Origin of the sequence: Candidatus Uabimicrobium amorphum (assembly GCF_009002475.1) — a bacterium.
GTDB lineage: Bacteria > Planctomycetota > Uabimicrobiia > Uabimicrobiales > Uabimicrobiaceae > Uabimicrobium > Uabimicrobium amorphum.
The window spans coordinates 9,439,986-9,457,581 of record NZ_AP019860.1 but is presented as its reverse complement, the minus strand read 5'-3'; the positions used below and the strand labels follow the sequence as shown (position 1 = coordinate 9,457,581).

At 39.5% G+C, this 17,596-nt stretch carries 11 protein-coding genes; 2 read left to right on the top strand and 9 right to left on the bottom strand.

Annotation, left to right across the window (positions count from 1 at the left end; translation table 11 throughout):
• The first annotated feature begins 1 nt into the window (after position 1).
• On the top strand, positions 2-862 hold the full coding sequence (locus tag UABAM_RS33180) for a helix-turn-helix domain-containing protein (RefSeq protein ID WP_152021917.1): 861 nt from the start codon (positions 2-4) through the stop codon (positions 860-862).
• 125 nt (positions 863-987) lie between these two features.
• Here the strand turns inward: UABAM_RS33180 and UABAM_RS33175 are convergent, their stop codons facing one another.
• The 5 genes from UABAM_RS33175 to UABAM_RS33155 form a co-directional block, all read right to left on the bottom strand.
• Positions 988-1,791 (bottom strand): TIM barrel protein, encoded by an 804-nt coding sequence (locus tag UABAM_RS33175; RefSeq protein WP_152021916.1) that lies wholly within the window; start codon positions 1,789-1,791, stop codon positions 988-990.
• 16 nt (positions 1,792-1,807) lie between these two features.
• The gene (locus UABAM_RS33170) at positions 1,808-3,184 is read right to left on the bottom strand and encodes an STAS domain-containing protein (RefSeq protein ID WP_152021915.1); all 1,377 of its coding nucleotides are present in this window, start codon (positions 3,182-3,184) and stop codon (positions 1,808-1,810) included.
• 9 nt (positions 3,185-3,193) lie between these two features.
• Positions 3,194-5,179 (bottom strand): DEAD/DEAH box helicase, encoded by a 1,986-nt coding sequence (locus UABAM_RS33165; protein ID WP_173013714.1) that lies wholly within the window; start codon positions 5,177-5,179, stop codon positions 3,194-3,196.
• A gap of 178 nt (positions 5,180-5,357) precedes the next feature.
• Positions 5,358-7,571 (bottom strand): hypothetical protein, encoded by a 2,214-nt coding sequence (locus tag UABAM_RS33160; RefSeq protein ID WP_152021913.1) that lies wholly within the window; start codon positions 7,569-7,571, stop codon positions 5,358-5,360.
• Positions 7,572-8,047: 476 nt separating this feature from the next.
• A complete protein-coding gene (locus UABAM_RS33155; RefSeq protein ID WP_152021912.1) occupies positions 8,048-9,034 on the bottom strand; it encodes a nuclear transport factor 2 family protein in 987 nt (328 codons plus the stop codon).
• Between the two features lie 113 nt (positions 9,035-9,147).
• Between UABAM_RS33155 and UABAM_RS33150 the strand changes: the two genes are divergently transcribed.
• Positions 9,148-9,600 carry a hypothetical protein gene (locus tag UABAM_RS33150; RefSeq protein ID WP_152021911.1) on the top strand — a complete coding sequence of 151 codons (453 nt, stop codon included), beginning with the start codon at positions 9,148-9,150 and terminating at the stop codon, positions 9,598-9,600.
• A gap of 311 nt (positions 9,601-9,911) precedes the next feature.
• Here the strand turns inward: UABAM_RS33150 and ggt are convergent, their stop codons facing one another.
• The 4 genes from ggt to UABAM_RS33130 form a co-directional block, all read right to left on the bottom strand.
• Positions 9,912-11,597, bottom strand: coding sequence for a gamma-glutamyltransferase (ggt, locus tag UABAM_RS33145; protein WP_152021910.1), 1,686 nt, complete (start codon positions 11,595-11,597; stop codon positions 9,912-9,914).
• 150 nt (positions 11,598-11,747) lie between these two features.
• Entirely contained in the window at positions 11,748-12,134 is a 387-nt protein-coding gene (locus UABAM_RS33140; protein WP_152021909.1) for a hypothetical protein, read from the bottom strand.
• A 138-nt stretch (positions 12,135-12,272) separates the two neighbouring features.
• Complete coding sequence (locus UABAM_RS33135) at positions 12,273-13,199, bottom strand: pseudouridine-5'-phosphate glycosidase (RefSeq protein ID WP_152021908.1); 927 nt, start codon at positions 13,197-13,199, stop codon at positions 12,273-12,275.
• Positions 13,200-13,201: 2 nt separating this feature from the next.
• Positions 13,202-17,587: a serine/threonine-protein kinase gene (locus tag UABAM_RS33130; protein WP_152021907.1), complete on the bottom strand. Its 4,386-nt coding sequence runs from the start codon at positions 17,585-17,587 to the stop codon at positions 13,202-13,204.
• Between the last annotated feature and the right edge of the window lie 9 nt (positions 17,588-17,596).

Genomic DNA, 17,596 nt, shown 5'->3' with positions numbered 1-17,596 from the left:
CATGGGCAACAAAGCTTTTAGTTTGTTTTTGCAGAGAATTCGTGAAAATACAGCGCGCAAAGAGGGAAAAAGTAAAATCACCACCACCGAGATGGCAAAAAGAGTGGGCTTTTCACAAGCGCACTGGTATCGCGCAGAGAAACAAGGTTATATTCTAAGTGAAGACAAAATCAAAAGAATCATCGTAAATCTTGACCTTGACCCCATCACCGCAAAGATACTCTTAGCACATGGTGGTTATTCCAATCGCGATATCTCTCTACTTGAAAACGCGCATCATAGTCTGGCGGTAACACAAAAAGTGATGGGCGATATGTTTTACGAACGTCGCAATATTGGCATTATCAAAAGCATGGTCATTTCCTGGCTAGATCCCGAAATCGAAATGCCAGAATATACGCAGTATTTATGCCGCAAATGGCGCAACGATCCCCACAAGTTTTCCGAAGAAGAAATCGACAAATTCATTGTCGCGCGTCAACAACGCAAACAACAATACATAGATGCGCGAATTACCTCACAATTCATTGTTCTAGACACAATTCTAGAAAAAAGTATCATGATACCCCGCGAATTGCTCAAACCGCAAATTGAACATATGCTAGATTTCATTGATACCCACAACTTCATCGAGTTGCGTCTTTTGCAACCAGGACCACAATGCCCCATGCCTCCGACAAATTTTCGTCTATATGCCAATAAATATTTATGGCTGGGTTATATGTACTATGGAGAGGTGATATGTGGGGAGATGCAAGCGCAAATGCTGCGACATTTCGACGCTGTTTTTTGCGATTATTGGAACAAAGCTCTCAATAAAGAAAAGACTATCGAACGCTTACAGAGCTTTTTGAGAAAATAGCCTAGCTGCCAAAATACAACAACAAAACTACTTTTTAAGATATATCTATACATATGCGCTTTCAAGGGGATGACATGCTTGCAAATTTTAACTAGCGATTAAGCTAAAGCATATCAAATAATTTACTAAAAGCGTATCATATCCAAAGCGGTTTGTATGCCAAAGGCGCCAAATTGTTCGGAGATGCGTAGTACTTTGAGGGCATTTTTCGGTAGGTGGGATTTTATGTGGTGAAATTTTACCTCACCTGTCCCTGGTGGGCAGAGAGCCTCGACTCCGACAACGTCTTCGAGATGAACTCCCCAGGTGCGATCTCCCAAACTTTGCAGCCAATTGTCTTGTGCTTCGTGTTTCATTTTTTCGAGCAAGTGGCTGTGTGCGGTGTTATGCCAATATTTTAAGTTAGGTGCGTTGACGTCTTCTAGAATCCACTGCACTTCTTCTACAGAAGTGGGAATTTCGTAAAATGTTCGTCCTGTGGGAATGCAAAAATTTATATCGGGAAACTTTTTACATAGCGTGTACAAAGAACGACATAAATTTTGCAAATACATCGTTCTTTTCGGGCATTCGAACTCTTCGCCGTTATTTAAGGCGCGATTGTGTTTCTCGAAGCCGTTTACTACCGGTACATAGCCCGGCCATACAATCACATTCTTGCATTTATAATGAACCGCTTTACTCGCCACGTTGGCCACATTCGCCAAATAATTTTGGCGATCGTTTTCCGCGTTAGAGCACAGAGAATACCCTGCACAACTTTTCACAAGTTCAGGCTGCATGTTCAGTGAGACAATGTTCATTAAATCTTTTAAAACAATGTGATCTTCGACCATGAATTCAAAGTCTTTAAAAAGTCCCTCGCGGTATAAGTGTTGTGTGTATTCTGCGGCAGAAGAGGTGCATCCGGCGCTTGAAATTGCAATCATCGTAGGTCCTCAACAATCACCCAGACAAGGAAGAGTCCAGCTCTTCGATTAAAATAGCATTTTCGATTGCCAATGCTCCGTAGTTTGTTATTGTCGATAGCATCAGTAGCTTTTCGCGAACATATTGTTTATTGGGAATGCCAATCAAGTAAATGATGCCCAATAACTGTTTCCCCGATAGTAGAGGAATCGAAATGTGCATGCGTTTACTTGTTTCATGAACCGCAGTCATTAGCGAACGTTTTTCTTCGGTATCTTGAATAATGCGTCTGGAAATCATTGTTTTTTGAAACGAATCTTCTTCGTTACTTACGGCGCATTTTGTTTCCAATTTACCGGTTTTGCGATCATATAGCAAAACAACTCCGTAGCCATAATCCTCAAAATTATAAATCGTCTCCATTAACCTTTTTAACGATTCCTTTAAGTTTTTGGTTTTGGAAAAACTACTCGATAGTTCTAGCACAAACTCCAGGGTTTTTTCGACGCGGCGAACACGCCCCAGGGCTTGCTCTAGTATTTGCGACAACGTACCGGATACTTCCAATGCAACCTCCTGAGAGCACAGTAAGTCATCCTTGATTTCCACTTGTTCCTGTAGTGCCATTTCTTCTGCGGTGGTGTCATCGACAACAGTGCCTTCGCCTGTAAGTCCGTATTGTTCATTTTTGCCTAAAGATTCCATCAGCTGTGTCCCGAAACCCGTATACACGTCATCGGTAATTTTTTCCGTGGGGTTATCTAGGTCGAAATCATCTTCTCGGGGACTGTCGTCTTTGCTTATCTTAATGACATTTTCTTGGGAATAATGGTATTTATTAAATATATCAATGACCGTGGCATCTTCCGGTAGGCGCTCATGACCTATTTCCAGACAAATATCTATATTGCGTAGGTGGATAAACTGCTTTTGCAAAAACTCAATCATCGATGCAATGGTCATCGTTTGGTTGTACTGTAAATTTATTTTCTTGTCGCGAATTGTATCATGTAGTGTGATTTGTCTTTTTAAGGCGCGGCCTGTCGCCGAAAACAAAAAATCTTGTCGATTTATATTTAAAATAGAGCAGACCTCTTCTTCACTGTTATGAAATTCGCATAAGTGTTCTAAACCAACAAAGTTAATAAGTATCTTCACAGAAGAAGGACAGTTCACCAAAAATACTTTACCACCATTTTTCTTGATTTCAGATGAGATTTCCGCAAGCAACGAAGCCCCGCTACTATCGACGCGTTTGATATTCTTGCATAGTAGGATAATATTTTTCACTTTTGCATTCAAGCGCACCATAAACTTAGAGCGAGCATCGGAAACGTAGCGTTCGGTAAGCTCATCTGAAATTTCAATGATGTCGGTATTGTCAACAGAGCCTTTTATGATAACTTTTGCCATATTTTTCTCTTATCGTTGTTGAGTCAAATCGCTAAATACTTGTAATTGGCGCAAAGCATTTACTTCATCGCGATTCACCGCTAAAATACAGTTGTCAACTAAACCAACAAATGAATCGTAGCCAACACATATCTTTTTCAATTGTCTTAGTATTTGAATTGCTAAACGAAAATTGCGAATAATATCCCCGGCATCTACACGAAATTGACTTTGAATGGAGGAAAATGACTTACCGGACGACCACGCAAGTGCCGCAGAAGAAAGTCGAAAATCAGGCATTTTTATGCAATCGCGTATACCATACATATTTTCTAATTTGCAAATGCTAAGAATACGTTTCTCTATGCGTTTAGATAATTTTCGTACTTCTTTGGGAATTTTATTGTAGCGTCCACCTTTTCTTCCTTCGAATGTCAAAGCAACGACAATACAAAACAGAACTCTTTCATTGGCTCCTTCGAGAAAACCATCAAAGAAAAGCTCGGTGAGCTCCACCTCGTGACCACAAACTTGAGAGGCAAAACGCCCTTTTGATGTGAGGCCGTCTTTTTGTACATAACCAAGTCCTTGTAGGAAGGCAAGTTTTTGCTTTAACAAATTTCGCTGACTCTTTAGTAGCATACGTTTTTTCTTTTTTTCGTGTTGTTTTAGCGCACGCGCTTTCTGAAATACGGCAAAGCTTTTGTCAGAAGCAGTGAGAATGTCTTCTCCCAAATGCCCATAAAGACTAAGAATTGTCGAATACGAAAGATTAAATCGACTTTGGATAGGAGAAAGTTGTTCGCTAACCACTCTATTCAATTCGTTTACGGATATAGGATCTTGCGTTAAGTCAATGTAGACGTGACCGACTTCATCCATACCACGTCGTCCTGCGCGTCCAGACATTTGCTGATATTCTAGAGGCTTCAGTGGACGTACCGAAGTACCATCGAATTTTTTAATTTTGGAAAATATGACACTCTTCGCGGGCATATTCACTCCCAAGGCAAACGTTTCTGTCGCGAAAAGTAGTTTTAAATATCCCTCGGTGAAAAGTAGCTCGATAATTTCTTTGAGTGCAGGAAGCATACCCGCATGGTGATAGCCAATTCCTTTGAGAAGTAGAGAGTATAATTCTCGGGAAGAAAAATTGGTAATGCCATACATTTCCGCAAGTTCTTCAATACGTTTTTTGGCGTGAATTTGCTCTTCTTTGGAGAGTAATGACAGGCGGTTCTTACATTTTACCGCTGTTATTTGAGCCTCTTTGCGTGAAAAAACGAAGTACAAACATGGAATGTGATTCCTTGCCAAGACCTCTGATAAGATAGATTGTGCGGCTTCATTTTTACTCAAGGGTGTAAAGTCTTTTGAGTAGTTTTTGGCTTTCTTGGGAATTTTTTTGCGCGCCTCTTTTATGTTAAGCACTTGTTGATCAAATAAGTGGCAGTACTCTCGCAAAGGTACAGGTCTTTTTGTTTCGCGAACAACCTTTGTCGGTTTTTTTCTTACAGATTGAATCCAGTCGACAAATTCATCAACATTGGGGATTGTAGCGGACAAAGCTAAAATTTGGATATGTTCGGGGGCAAATATGATGCTTTCTTCCCAAACAGTTCCTCGATCTTCGTCTTGTAAATAATGAACTTCGTCAAAAATTAAATAATTGACATTATTATACCTTTGCGGGTCTTCCAAAAGGGCATTGCGAAAAATTTCTGTTGTCATAATCAAAATAGGTGCCGATGTATTCAAAGACAGGTCTCCTGTCATGATCCCAACTTGATTTGGGTAACGCAATTTAAAATCGCGAAATTTTTGATTCGACAACGCCTTGATAGGAGCCGTGTATATAACAGATTTATCTTTTTCTAGAGATTTTTCAATAGCATACTCCGCAATAACTGTTTTCCCTGCACCTGTTGGTGCGGAAACAATTACCGAAGTATTTGAATCGATTAATGATATTGCCTCTTGTTGGAATTTATCTAGTACTAAACCTTTGTATTTCATTCTAAAAACCATATTATGAGTTATGTGCATTGTAAAAGCATAGATGATTAACCATCTTATGGTTTTTTTCTGTCTTTGTCAAAAAATAAACATCCTGCAAATTATTTTAGGTAGTAATTTTTATACGTAAACAAAACTATTCGTCATATAAGCTAAAGTATTCATGTTCAAATGAAAACTATGGCATTTGCAATGCATCGTAAAACTTCGTTCCGTCACAAATCACATTTTCCAAATCAATATTCTTTGTTTTCGTTACAGGAGAAAGTATTAAGTGCTCTTGTCGCGCAAGGTTTTTAATAACAGATTTTATGTATTCGCGATCTACAGAAAACTCTTCGCATAAGTAATCCATCAAAAAACCAAGCTTCAATAGACCACGATGCTGAAAATAGGTGAGTTGATAATAATTTTTAATCGATACGAGTATTTGTTGTGGCAGTTCTTCATCGATATCTAAATCGTCTAATTCATCGTTATCTTCAGAGTCTTCGCTGATACTATCAAACGCGTTTTCTTCCTCGGTATCTTCTACTTCGTCGTCTTCAGGCTCTTCGGTAGCGTATTCATCGTCTTCTACTTCGTCCTCATCCTTTTCTACCGCGTATTCATCGTCTTCAAACTCTTCGGTAGCGTCTAGCTCTTCTACCGCGTTTTCATCGTCTTCAAACTCTTCGGCAGTGTCTAACTCATCTTCTACTTCGTCTTCATCGTTTTCAAACTCCTCGGCAGCGTCTAACTTTTCTACATCGTCTTCAAGCTCTTCGGAGGCGTCTTCATGGGTATTCCCCTCTGTTCCCAACGTTTTAAGTTGTTCATCTTCAACTTCTTCCGTATCTTCTTCCAAATCCTCTTCGACTTCTTCATCGTCTAGCTCTTCAGAATCCTCTTCATCTTTCCCTATCGCAAATTCATTCTGAGATTCATCAATATCATAGTCCCCCTCGTCATTGAAATCAATTTGAGGATCGGAAACATCGCGAGAATTCACCTCATCAAATTGTGGGTCAAATTCATCATCGTCATCGACTTGCGTATCAGATTCATCGACTTGCGTATCACTAGATTCTTTACGCTTATTTAATTCTTTGATATTTTTTTCCCAGGGGGGACTTGGATTTTCATCGTTTTTCTTGACAACGCTTTCTTCGGCATCCCACACAACATTGTTGTATATTTCACCATGAGTCACAGGAGTAAAATTATTTGGTGTTTTGGTGTGGCTGTTCTCTTTGAGTATCTCGTATACACTATTGATATTTTGCTTCAAGTCACTCAGATCTTTTTGGAGATGATCTTGACTTTCGCGAACCATCTCTTCACTTTTGACCAATTTCTCTTGTAACAAATCAAAGTGTTTTTTTTGTTTCTCTAGCCATTTATATTTGAGATTTTGTTTTTCGGTTTCAAATTGCTCTCGCAAAACACTGAGCTTTTCTTCCACATCTCGTTTCCACTTACTGGCAATGGAACTTTCTTCCACCAATGTTTCAATTTTATTTAATTGTTGGAACGACAATTCTATATTGGAGCATAGGCCTTCGAAGTTATCATGCAAGTCCTCTTTTATAATTGCAAGATTCTCGATAACCTCATCTTTTGCTGTGAAAATTTCGCATGTTTTCACAACCTTATTTTCCAAAAATTTAAAACTTTGACGCAGGTCATCAATAACTTCTTGCGGAGGTCGTAGAGCAAACAAAAACTTTTGCCCTTTCTCGGTTAAGATATATTTATCCGCGGCAATCTTCGTGACAAGACCATTGTCTAAACTCCACTTAAATTCTTGGGCGAAATCATTTTTCACCATAGAAGATATATTCTTTTTTCCCTGAAGCGTTTCAATTTTTTGCAAAAAGTTTTGTTGGCGTTCAAGTTTGACACTCTCTTTTTTACGCAACAAAGTTTCCCAGCGTTCGGTGTCGGACTGCAAAAACTCCAATGCTTTTTTACTCAAAGAAAACGTATTGCCTTTATTTTTTTGCAAGTAGTGATCGGAAATCATATCCTCAAGAAGTTCTTTGTGCTCACTTGTTAAACGCGCATAGCCAAAAATAAACTTACCATCAACGCGCTCTTCATAGTGCATGAATACTTTTTCAAGCAGTGGGTGAATATTTTTTTCAAATTCGTGAATCTGCAAAATTTTTCGTTGCTGTAGCGCCTGCCATCTATAAGGGTTGTTCTGTAGAAGAGCAAGACCATTCTTGCCCAATAAATACCACTTTTTGTTACTCTCTATTTGCTCGCAAAGATAATTCTTTGCCACCAGCTCTTCTAAAGCTTTTTTTTCTTTTTGACTATATCTTTCCACAGAAAAAAAACTTTTTCCCAGAACTTTTTTGCGCTTGTCGAGAAACAGCTTTTCAAGATTTTCGATATACTCTTCCATAGCCTTCTCCTCTCATAAAGACACAATATACGAAAAACTTACGGTTTTTTTAGTATACATATACATATCGCGGAATGCAAATAGTTTTTTGGGATTTATTTGCGTGGGTGGTTTTTTTAGGGTTGGTGGGGTTTGGTTTTGTGTGTTGTGGGTTTGGTTTTGGTGTGTTGTGGGGTTTGGTTTTGGTGTGTCGTGGGGTTTGGTTTTGTTATTGTTGTGGCACTTCCATGTTGGTGCCCTCACCATCGAATTATAGGTTTCAGCTCCGCTGAAAACCTCAATTCTCATGCCTCTCCCACAGGGAGAGGCGTAACACGTTTGTTTTCGCTTTTTTTGAGTTGTGGTGTGCGGCCTTTTTTTGATGTCGCCTACATTTAGTCGCGTCTATCTTTTCGTGTTGTGTCGTTTTTTACCGTACATACGGTATTTGATCGCAAAACCGTATGTACGATAATATTTTCACTATGTCAATGTGTCTACTTAAAACTATTGATGGACATTTTGAAGGCGAAAAGAATTTCTTCGTCTAGTGCAAGGTACCACTTGCCATTGTCTGAGCGCAGTGTATCGACTTCTACGCGGCTGGCAAACATCGCAGTTTGTCCCAGTATATTATACAAAATATAGACCTTACCGTCTTTTCCTTCAATTCTTCCTAAAAACTGTAAACTTCCACCTTGATATTGCTGCTGAAACTGCGCGACAACTCTGGTGAAGATCTCTTCCATAAACAACTCAGGTGAGGCGCTTTCCAAATCTTTCATACTCTTGATTGTTTTCAAGAAAGTACTGATAAAGCGATTTTGTCCTTCGGCAGAGATAGACTTCAATTCTGTGACCATATTGTTGTAAAAATCACCGAGGTCTTTCTGGTGAAATAGCTTCACGCACGCCGCCACATCTCCTTTTTGCATCGCGGAAAAAGAACTCATCACTAGCTGTTCCGGGCTATTTGCTTCTACCTTTGGCGCCTCTACTTGTTTAGGAGCCTCGTCTTCGACGTTCTTGGTCAACAAAATGCGCCATTTGCCTTCATGTTTTTGCAAACTAAGAGGAGACAATTTGTAGTAGTCCATGCCGTTTAACTTCATGGAGGTTTCGTATACAACGTACGCCGTATCTTCCTTTAGCGTTACTCCCAAAGTTTTAAACTCAATATCTGGACCTAACTGCGCTAAAACGTTTTTTAGAGTACGAATAAACACCTCTTTAGCACTCGTTTTTTTGAATTCCTCAAGATCTTTAAAACCAAAAGACTGTAACATGTAACCTTGTTGTGCCGCAGGTACTTTTAGCAAAACTTTCTTGTAGTTTTCAATCGCGTCAGGGTGAATCAACTCGACTGCTTTCTCTGCTTCTTTGTTCTTTTGTGTCTTAAAATACGCTTCCACAACATCTACCGCAGATTCTTCGGCAAAAAGTGGTGCGATAAGCATAAGTAGTACAATACATACATTTTTCATACAAAAATTACCTAAAATAAGTTATGTTATTCATAGTTTACAATTGCTGTTTACACTGTAATAGATACGCCCCGCAAAATATAGCAAAAAATTTACAAGAGAACGAAAACAAAATGAATAGAAACAAAAAACCACTATACCGTAAAGTAAATACAAAGGCTAAAGGAGTTCATCACCATTTTGGCGGCGATTATAGCACGAATAGACACTCCAAAAACAACGTTGTGGGAATGAGCAAGGGCAAACGCCGTGGATTGGACTATACGCCTCTGTTTAAGTTCTTATTGTCAAAAGTCGGACAACCTTGGGACAAGGTGCATAGTGAAGCTGTATCTCGTTTAGACAGAGAGGAACCTATATATTATATCGTCTCTCTAGATAAAAGTAGCGCTAAGGATGTGGTTTTGGTGGGAGAGAGTTCTTACTTCAGTGGGTTATTTGTCGACGAGCAAGGGATTCTGCAACTCACCGCTCCGCATATTGGTCCAGGTGATCTTGAGCCAAGTTGTGCTTGTTGCACTCATAGCTTAAATGGTAAAGTTTTCACAAAAAAGTATCGTGGATAGTTAGAACATTGGTTCTGAGTTTTTCATTTAAGTGTTGCATCAAACTTTCGTGACCTTGACCGTAATCGTGATCGTAAATAAACTATAATAAAGACTTACGCCACGTGTCATCCCTGACTTAATCACATATGTAGCTAAACGAGAAAACTTTCTTAAGTAGAGAGTATCCATCTGTATTTGAGGGCACGGGCGGACACTGGGTCCGCCCCTACAATTCACTGTGTTATAGAAATATTGATGTTATGCGTTGTACAACTTCGATGAATCGTAAACCTATCACTGTAGATTTTGATCATCTATCCATGAAAAATTTAGTAGCCCGCAGCGTGTCCATCTTTTCGCGACTCGGAAGCGCCGTAGTACACTTTGTTTACACTGTCGTACATAATCGCTTGGTAACCGCCAAATAGTCCTTTGCTGTAGCTTACCTTATGACCCATTTTGCGCAATTCCTCCAGGACTTTTTCGTCAATCCCCACCTCGACGATAACACTACCACCATCTTGCATTTTTTCTCCTGTTGGTTGCGATGAGTCCATGTGACGAATACGTGGTGCATCACCGGCTTCTTGTAAATTCATGCCAAAGTCGAGCATATTCACAATGATTTGTACATGTCCCTGGGGCTGCATCGCGCCACCCATGACTCCAAAACTCATGAATGGTTTCCCCTCTTTGGTGATAAACGCAGGAATAATGGTGTGAAAAGGTCGTTTGCCAGGTTCGTAGGTATTGTTGTGATTTTTTTCTAGAGTAAACAGTTCTCCGCGATTTTGCAGCATAAAGCCCAGATCTTTCGGGACAACTCCTGAACCCATTCCACGATAATTGCTTTGAATTAACGATACCATATTGCCCTCTTTATCGGCAACGGTGAGGTAAATCGTGTCTCCTTCTTCTAAATTTCCAGGGCTGTAACTTGTCGCCACGCGTTCTGTGTCGATGAGCTGTCGGCGCTTTTTGCCATATTCCTTCGATATTAACTTTGTGATGGGAATGTTATTGAAATCCAAATCCGCGTAAAACTTTGCGCGATCTTCGTACACCAATTTTTTGGCTTCGACAAAGTGATGAATGTACTCACGGCTACCAAATCCCATTGTGGTGAGATCATAGTTCTCCAATATGTTGAGCATTTGCAACACAGCAATCCCTTGTCCGTTGGGCGGCAATTCCCATACGTCGTAACCTCGATAATTTGTCGACACAGGCTCTACCCAAGTCGAAGTATGCGTTTTTAAATCTTCTAAAGATAAAAATCCATTTTGTCGTTGTACTTCTGCGACAATTTTGTGCGCAATTTCTCCATTGTAAAAGCTATCGCGTCCTTCTTTTCCAAGGATGCGTAGTGTATTCGCTAACTGTGGGTTTCGAAAAACCTCGCCTTTTTTCGGAGCTTTGCCTTCCGGCATATAAACTGCGGCAAAATTGGGATATTCCGCAAAGTGTTTTGCGCTAATATTCCAATAGTAGGCGATGAGTTCTGTAAGCGGAAACCCCTCACTCGCATAATGGATCGCTGGTTGTAAAATATCTTTCATGGGAATCTTCCCAAACTTACCATGAATCGCAAACCATCCATCCACACAACCAGGTACGGACAACGGTAACGCACCATAGGAAGGTATTTTGTTCATTCCATTGTCCGTAAAATACGAAGAGCTGAGGCTTTTAGGAGAGCGTCCACTCGCATTTAATCCATGGAGTTTATTGCTTTTACTGTCCCAGATAATGGCGAACAAGTCACCGCCTATTCCGTTACCGGTAGGCTCCATCAAACCTAAAACAGCATTGGCAGCAATCGCAGCATCCATAGCATTGCCGCCCTTTTTCAAAATGTCCAACGCCACTTGTGTGGCTAAGGGGTGGCTCGTTGCCGCCATACCATTCTGCGCGATTACCTCTGATCGCGTTGAGAATTTTCCATGTAATCTATTTTGTGCGTATACGGCAATACCCATAATACATAAACAATAAACGATTGTATTTTTTATCATGTGTTTTACTCTTTCGATTCAGAAGGATTAACAGAATTTTTTTGACAGGACTTACGAGTTTTTAGGTTTTTTTGACAGGGTTTACGGGATAAAAATGGTGAAAAGTTTGGGGAGGTAATAGGAGGGAAATTCCCCTCCTATGTAGGGGAATTACTTTTGCGCTTGTTCTTGTGCGTTTAACTCTTTGTCGTACATGTCGATCAATTCTTCTGGCGTTATTTTATCAGATTCTTTGACATCTTTTGGTTCTGATGCTCCGGCAATATTGCCCGAAATCAAAAGAATAGGTCCAAAAACAACACCTAGTGGTAGAGTTAATACCGATAAAACAGGGTTCCCAAAACCTGTTTCGGCATACATAATATTATTTGCAGAAGGGCTGTAATATGGATGATCTGGACGATTGTCATCTCCGTAAGGATGTGGAATCTGAGTTTCTTCATGCCATACATTGTATCCCAATACATATGCTGATGTAGAACAACTTGTGACAACAAGGCACATTAGGAGGATGGTGATTTTAGCAATAGCGTTCATTGTTTTTTGTTTCCTTTCCGAGTCAGAAATACAACGCTGTATATCTTTTTTGTAGTGTGTCATAATTGTATTGGATGTTCAATATTCCAAAAATATAATTGCAACACACTTTTAGCAGCTTCTAAATATTTTATCTTGCTATACATTTTTTGCAAAATGATTTTTTACAACCGCGTATTCTTTTGCGATTTGTGCAGCGAGTTTTGCATTATTTATCACCAGAGAAATATTGGCTTCGAGACTTTTCCCCTTGGTTTTTTTTACAATTTCTTGTAAAAAAAATGGCGTTATTTTTTTACCTGTAATTTTTTGTTGCACAACTTGTTGTGAGATTTCTTTTATGTATCCATCAATCGTTTCATAAGGTATTTGTTGCTCTTGAGCTATGGGGTTTGCGATTACCAAACCTTCTTGTTGCTGTAACTCGTTCCATTTACAGTGCATGACACTTGCAATTTCTTCGCAACTATCTACACGCAAGATATCATAATGACTATCTCGACTGTAAAAAAGAGGCCATGTATCGCACTGATAGCCCAAGGCCAATATGCTTAACGTTTCTAACTGCTCTATCGTTTTTTCTACATCAAGTATCGACTTCATACCAGCACAAACAATCGCCACACTATTATTTTTCATTTCCAGCAAATCCGCAGAAATATCAAATGTGGTATTTACTCCGCGGTGAACACCGCCAATTCCTCCTGTGGCAAAAACAGCAATATTGGCCATACGCGCACATCTTGCGGTACTAGCCACTGTCGTGGCACCATTTTTTTTTGTCGCCATTAAATACGCGAGGTCTTTGCTACTTGCCTTGATGATCTCATCAGAGGTAGCTAATAAATTTAGTTCTTCGGCCGTCAGACCCACTTTTATCTTGCCCTCGACAACAGCAATGGTTGCCGGAGTCACTCCACAACTACGAACCGTAGATTCTACCTGCTGTGCCACAGATAAATTTTGTGGATATGGCATGCCAAAAGCAATAATTGTCGACTCCAATGCCACAATGGGCGTATCGTTGCGCAAGGCATCGCGTACTTCTTTTGAATATTCTATCATGGTTATTTACTTTTAATTTCAGAGATAATTTGTAGATATTTTTTTGCCAAGTCCTTTTTTTTACTGCCAAATAACGCCTGTTTAAAATATAACTCCGCTTGTGAAAAATTGCGCAACTTGTAGTGACTCAAGGCGAGATAGTAAAATGCATCTCTGTTTTCGGGATCCAACTGTGTTACGGTGGAGAAATCCACAACAGCATTTTGATATTCTTCCAATTTGAGATAAATTTTACCGCGATTCTCTAAGGAATCGGTATTGCTGCGATCAAGAGCGATTGCTTTTGATATTTGTTGCAGAGCCGCCTTATATTTTTTCATGGAATACAAAGTAATCGCGTAGTTGGCCCGTGCCAATGCGTGAGAAGGATTCATTTTTAGAGCCAACTGATAATTGGCAATCGCCTTATCTAGTTTTCCTAATTGCGAATAACAATATCCTAAATATTGATAGCTATCCGCCTCTAAACTAATGTGCTCTTTTGCCCGAGAAAAACTCCCCACCGCTTGTTTATACAGCATTAGCTTTACTTCACAACAACCCTTTTTCTCAAAATATTTGTATTTTTGAGGAGATAAAATGACCAAACTGCGATAGTCCTTTAGTGCGCGGCCATACAATCTTAAATTTTGGTAACTTTGGGCCCGTAATGACAAGGCGGTCGTATTTTGAGAAAAATACTTAAGATAACGCGAAAGATCAATCACTGCCTTGCGGTACATTTTATCCCGGTAATAAATATTGCCTCGTAAATAGTAAGCTTCTTCATTTTTTGTTCGATGTTTTATTGCCAAAGATAGAGCTGACAAGGCCCGTTCTTTATTTCCCGTGAAATAATAGCCATAACCAAGGTAATACAGCGATTCTAAATAACCCGGTTTCAATTTTTGAATAGCTTGCAAATGGCCAACACTTTTACGATACTCCTCTAAGGAAATATAACATCGCGCAGCACCATACAAATACTCGATATTTTCGGGATAAATGTCGAGTAGCTTTTCATACAAATGGACTAACTTGTCATATTCTTTTCTTTGTAGATACACATTCTCTAAATATGTATACGCTTCGCGATTTTTTGTTTGCTGTTTAAAAACACTCTCGTAACTTTTTATTGCCTCATTTATTTTACCCAAACTATGTTGCAACTGCGCTTGATGTAAAGTAATCTTTACATCTTTAGGGTGTTTTCTCAACCAAGTTTCGATATCGTTCAGCGCTCGTTTATCTTTGAGTGCAATATACGACTTCATCCGCAAATACAATATTTTCTCTTTTGCAAAAGAACGCTCGTGCAACTTTTTACAATCCACCAACACTTTCTTATACTTACCTAACTTGTAGTTCAAATTAGCACGTTGCCAGTAATTATCTATGTTTTGCGGTTGCAATTCAATAATGAGCTCCAGGGAAGATATTGCTTGTACAAATTCTTTGCGCTTTTTTTGCAGCTCATATACGCCTTTTAGCGCTGGAAGATATTTGGTATCTAACTGAATCGCTCGTTGATATTCTTGTTGTGCCCGTTGGTAATTATTTAGTTCACCGAACATTTTCCCACGTTGTAAGTGTATCGCTTTTTGCGGAATAAGAAATGCGTCTTCCATGTCTACATCATAAATATTTAAAGCGCTCAACTTTTGCCGCGTTAAAGCGTTTGTGTACAGCTCAATACTGCGTTTTTTATTGCGTTTCTCCGTGAGTAAACCAAGATAGAAAAGCGCATCTTGCGTCGCTAGATTTTTATATGAAAGACGGAAATACTTTTTTGCCGCCACCAAGTCTTTTAGTTGATAGTAAATAAATCCCTTGTAGTAGTACAACCAACCTAAAGTAACCGCATCTTCTTTTTCAGCACCATTTTCGAGAGAAATATCCAGTGACTCCAAGGCACGTTGTGGTTGCTGTTTCAACCAAATAAAAGAGAGTAGATAGTTGGCCTTCCAGAAATCAGGTGATTTTTGCAATATATAGTTTAAATCCTTGCGTGCTTTTTCTATTTCTTGCAATTGAAAATAAATGCGCGCTCGAAGATAAAAAAAATCAATATTCTCCGTATTTTGCCCGTCCTGTAAAACGGCAAGTGCCTTGGGAAATTTATTTTGCAAATAATAACACATTGCTGTCCCAATACGCGCAAGCTGCGTTTCTTTACGCGAAGCCAAGCGCTCAAAGTTCACGAGTGCTTGTTTATACTTACGAAGACGAATATAGCACTGACCTTGGAGGTTGATTAATTCATCGGTTATTTCTTCGCTATCTAACAAATCGATTTCCGAAATAACTTTTTGGTATTTTTTATCATTAAATTCCGCAAGTAATTCTTCGAATATCTCATTTTGTAAATAATCGTCCTGTGGATCCTCAATGGTAATATGCACATCCGGAAGTTGGTCTTTTTGCTGTTCCGGTTTCTCAATATTTTCAGCAACATCTTTGGCACGATATTGTTTATTATCTTCTACTTTATCTTTCTTTTGTGCGACACTTTGTTTTTCCACATTTGTAGCGAAAAATTGCCCCCATGGTAACAAGGCAATAATCATTCCAAATACAATAGCTGTGAGTAGTGGACGCCTCCAACTGTTCGCAGAAGAACGAGAGGTGTTTTTCCCTTTTCTCGCAAGTTCCAAATCGCGGATCAATTGTTGCGGGTTTTGATAACGTTTTTCGCGATCCGGTTCAAGCATTTTCACAAGAACTTTGCGTATCACGGGTGACAAAGACTTTTCTTTCCTCACATATGCGCTTCCCTGCGATACAATTTTATGGTATATCACCCCCGGAGACGTCGCATTATTAAAACGTGACTTTCCCGTGAGGGCATAAAATAGCGTGGCTCCCAAAGAATAGATATCTGACCGAACATCAATCACTTCATCCATTTGTAGTTGTTCAGGAGACATGTATGCTGGCGTCCCCACCGCAGCTCCTGGGAAAGTGATCTCACTGTCTGACTTAGTATCTTTAATCAAACCTAGGTCAGCGAGCTTTGCCGTTTGTCCGCGGTCGAGCAAAATATTACTCGGTTTTATGTCGCGGTGTACCAAATGGTTGTGCTCTAAGTATTTCAATGCTTCGGCGATGAATATCCCAATACGTAGCGCTTCTTTTTCACTTATATGGTCTCGCTCTTTTATAATATCTTGCAAGGTAACACCACCCGGAATGTACTCCATAACAATGTAGCACAAATTTTTATGAAATCCAAAGTCAATGGCCGCCACAATATTGGGGTGGCGCAATTTCGCCATTGTTTTTGCTTCAAGTTCTAAACGCTTTATGTACATATCGTCAATGGTCAAATTTGGGCGCACAACTTTAATCGCCACATCTCGATTCAAACTTTTCTGCCGCGCTTTGTACACAGTTCCCATGGCACCGCGTCCGAGTTCTTCTAAAATTTCGTAACCGGGAAAACGTTCTTCTAGAGATTGTGAACTATCAAGTTTCACTGTTTCTGCCCCGTACTTTGGTGTACTTGGTCTGTGACTAGTCGATTCATTTTCGACGGATAGGGCGACATTAGTTAAGCGTTTGGTCTCCAGCATATTGTTTTCTTTTTTACTAAGAGCAGTAATCTCATCCACGGACACTTCGGAGAGATAATTGTACTTAACTAAATCCACAGTGAGACTGCAAAATGCAAGAGGGTCCATGGACAGAAGCGGCAGAACTTCACGTAAAGTCATGTGTTTATCGAAAAACAATAAGTTTTTTTCTAGACGTTGCGAAATACTATTTAAAAAGATACTATTTTCATCTCCCGACAAATCATTTTTATACAAAATATAATGGTCTTGTACATATTTATATAGGTCTTCTTCTAAACCAGGATTGATGCGCAGAATAACATCCAAATTTTGCAATTGTTCACAAACGATACTCCACCGTTGTAGATACATCGGAATTTGCGATATAATTTTTGCAATGGAAGTTGAAAATTTGAAGGAGTGAAGGTAGGGATTTCCATACATACTCGACTGCTCTATTTGTCGTTCCAAAACTTTGAAATTTATTTCTTTCCACGTAAAAACTTCTGCAATTTCCTCAAAAATAGAACCGTTAATCGCCACTTGTAAATTCTGCGGTGACAAACTACGGTTCTCGATGAGAATGTCACAATAGTGCTGACGTAACTCCACTTGTTCGAGAAAAGCGTTGTATAAATTTTTACAGGAAATAAAACCTTCTTGTAACAGAGAGAAGCCAATGTTCCCCATCTGGCGATTGCGGTTAGAGGTAAACCACGAAGTGAACTCTCCATTTTCAAAGTTAAATTGTTTTATAACGTATGCATTTTTTATTTCCAGAGAACCTTTTGCAACACTACACAACCCTTGTAGTGTATCCATTAGTTTTTCGATAGTTGCCGTATTTGTCTCCATGACATTTCC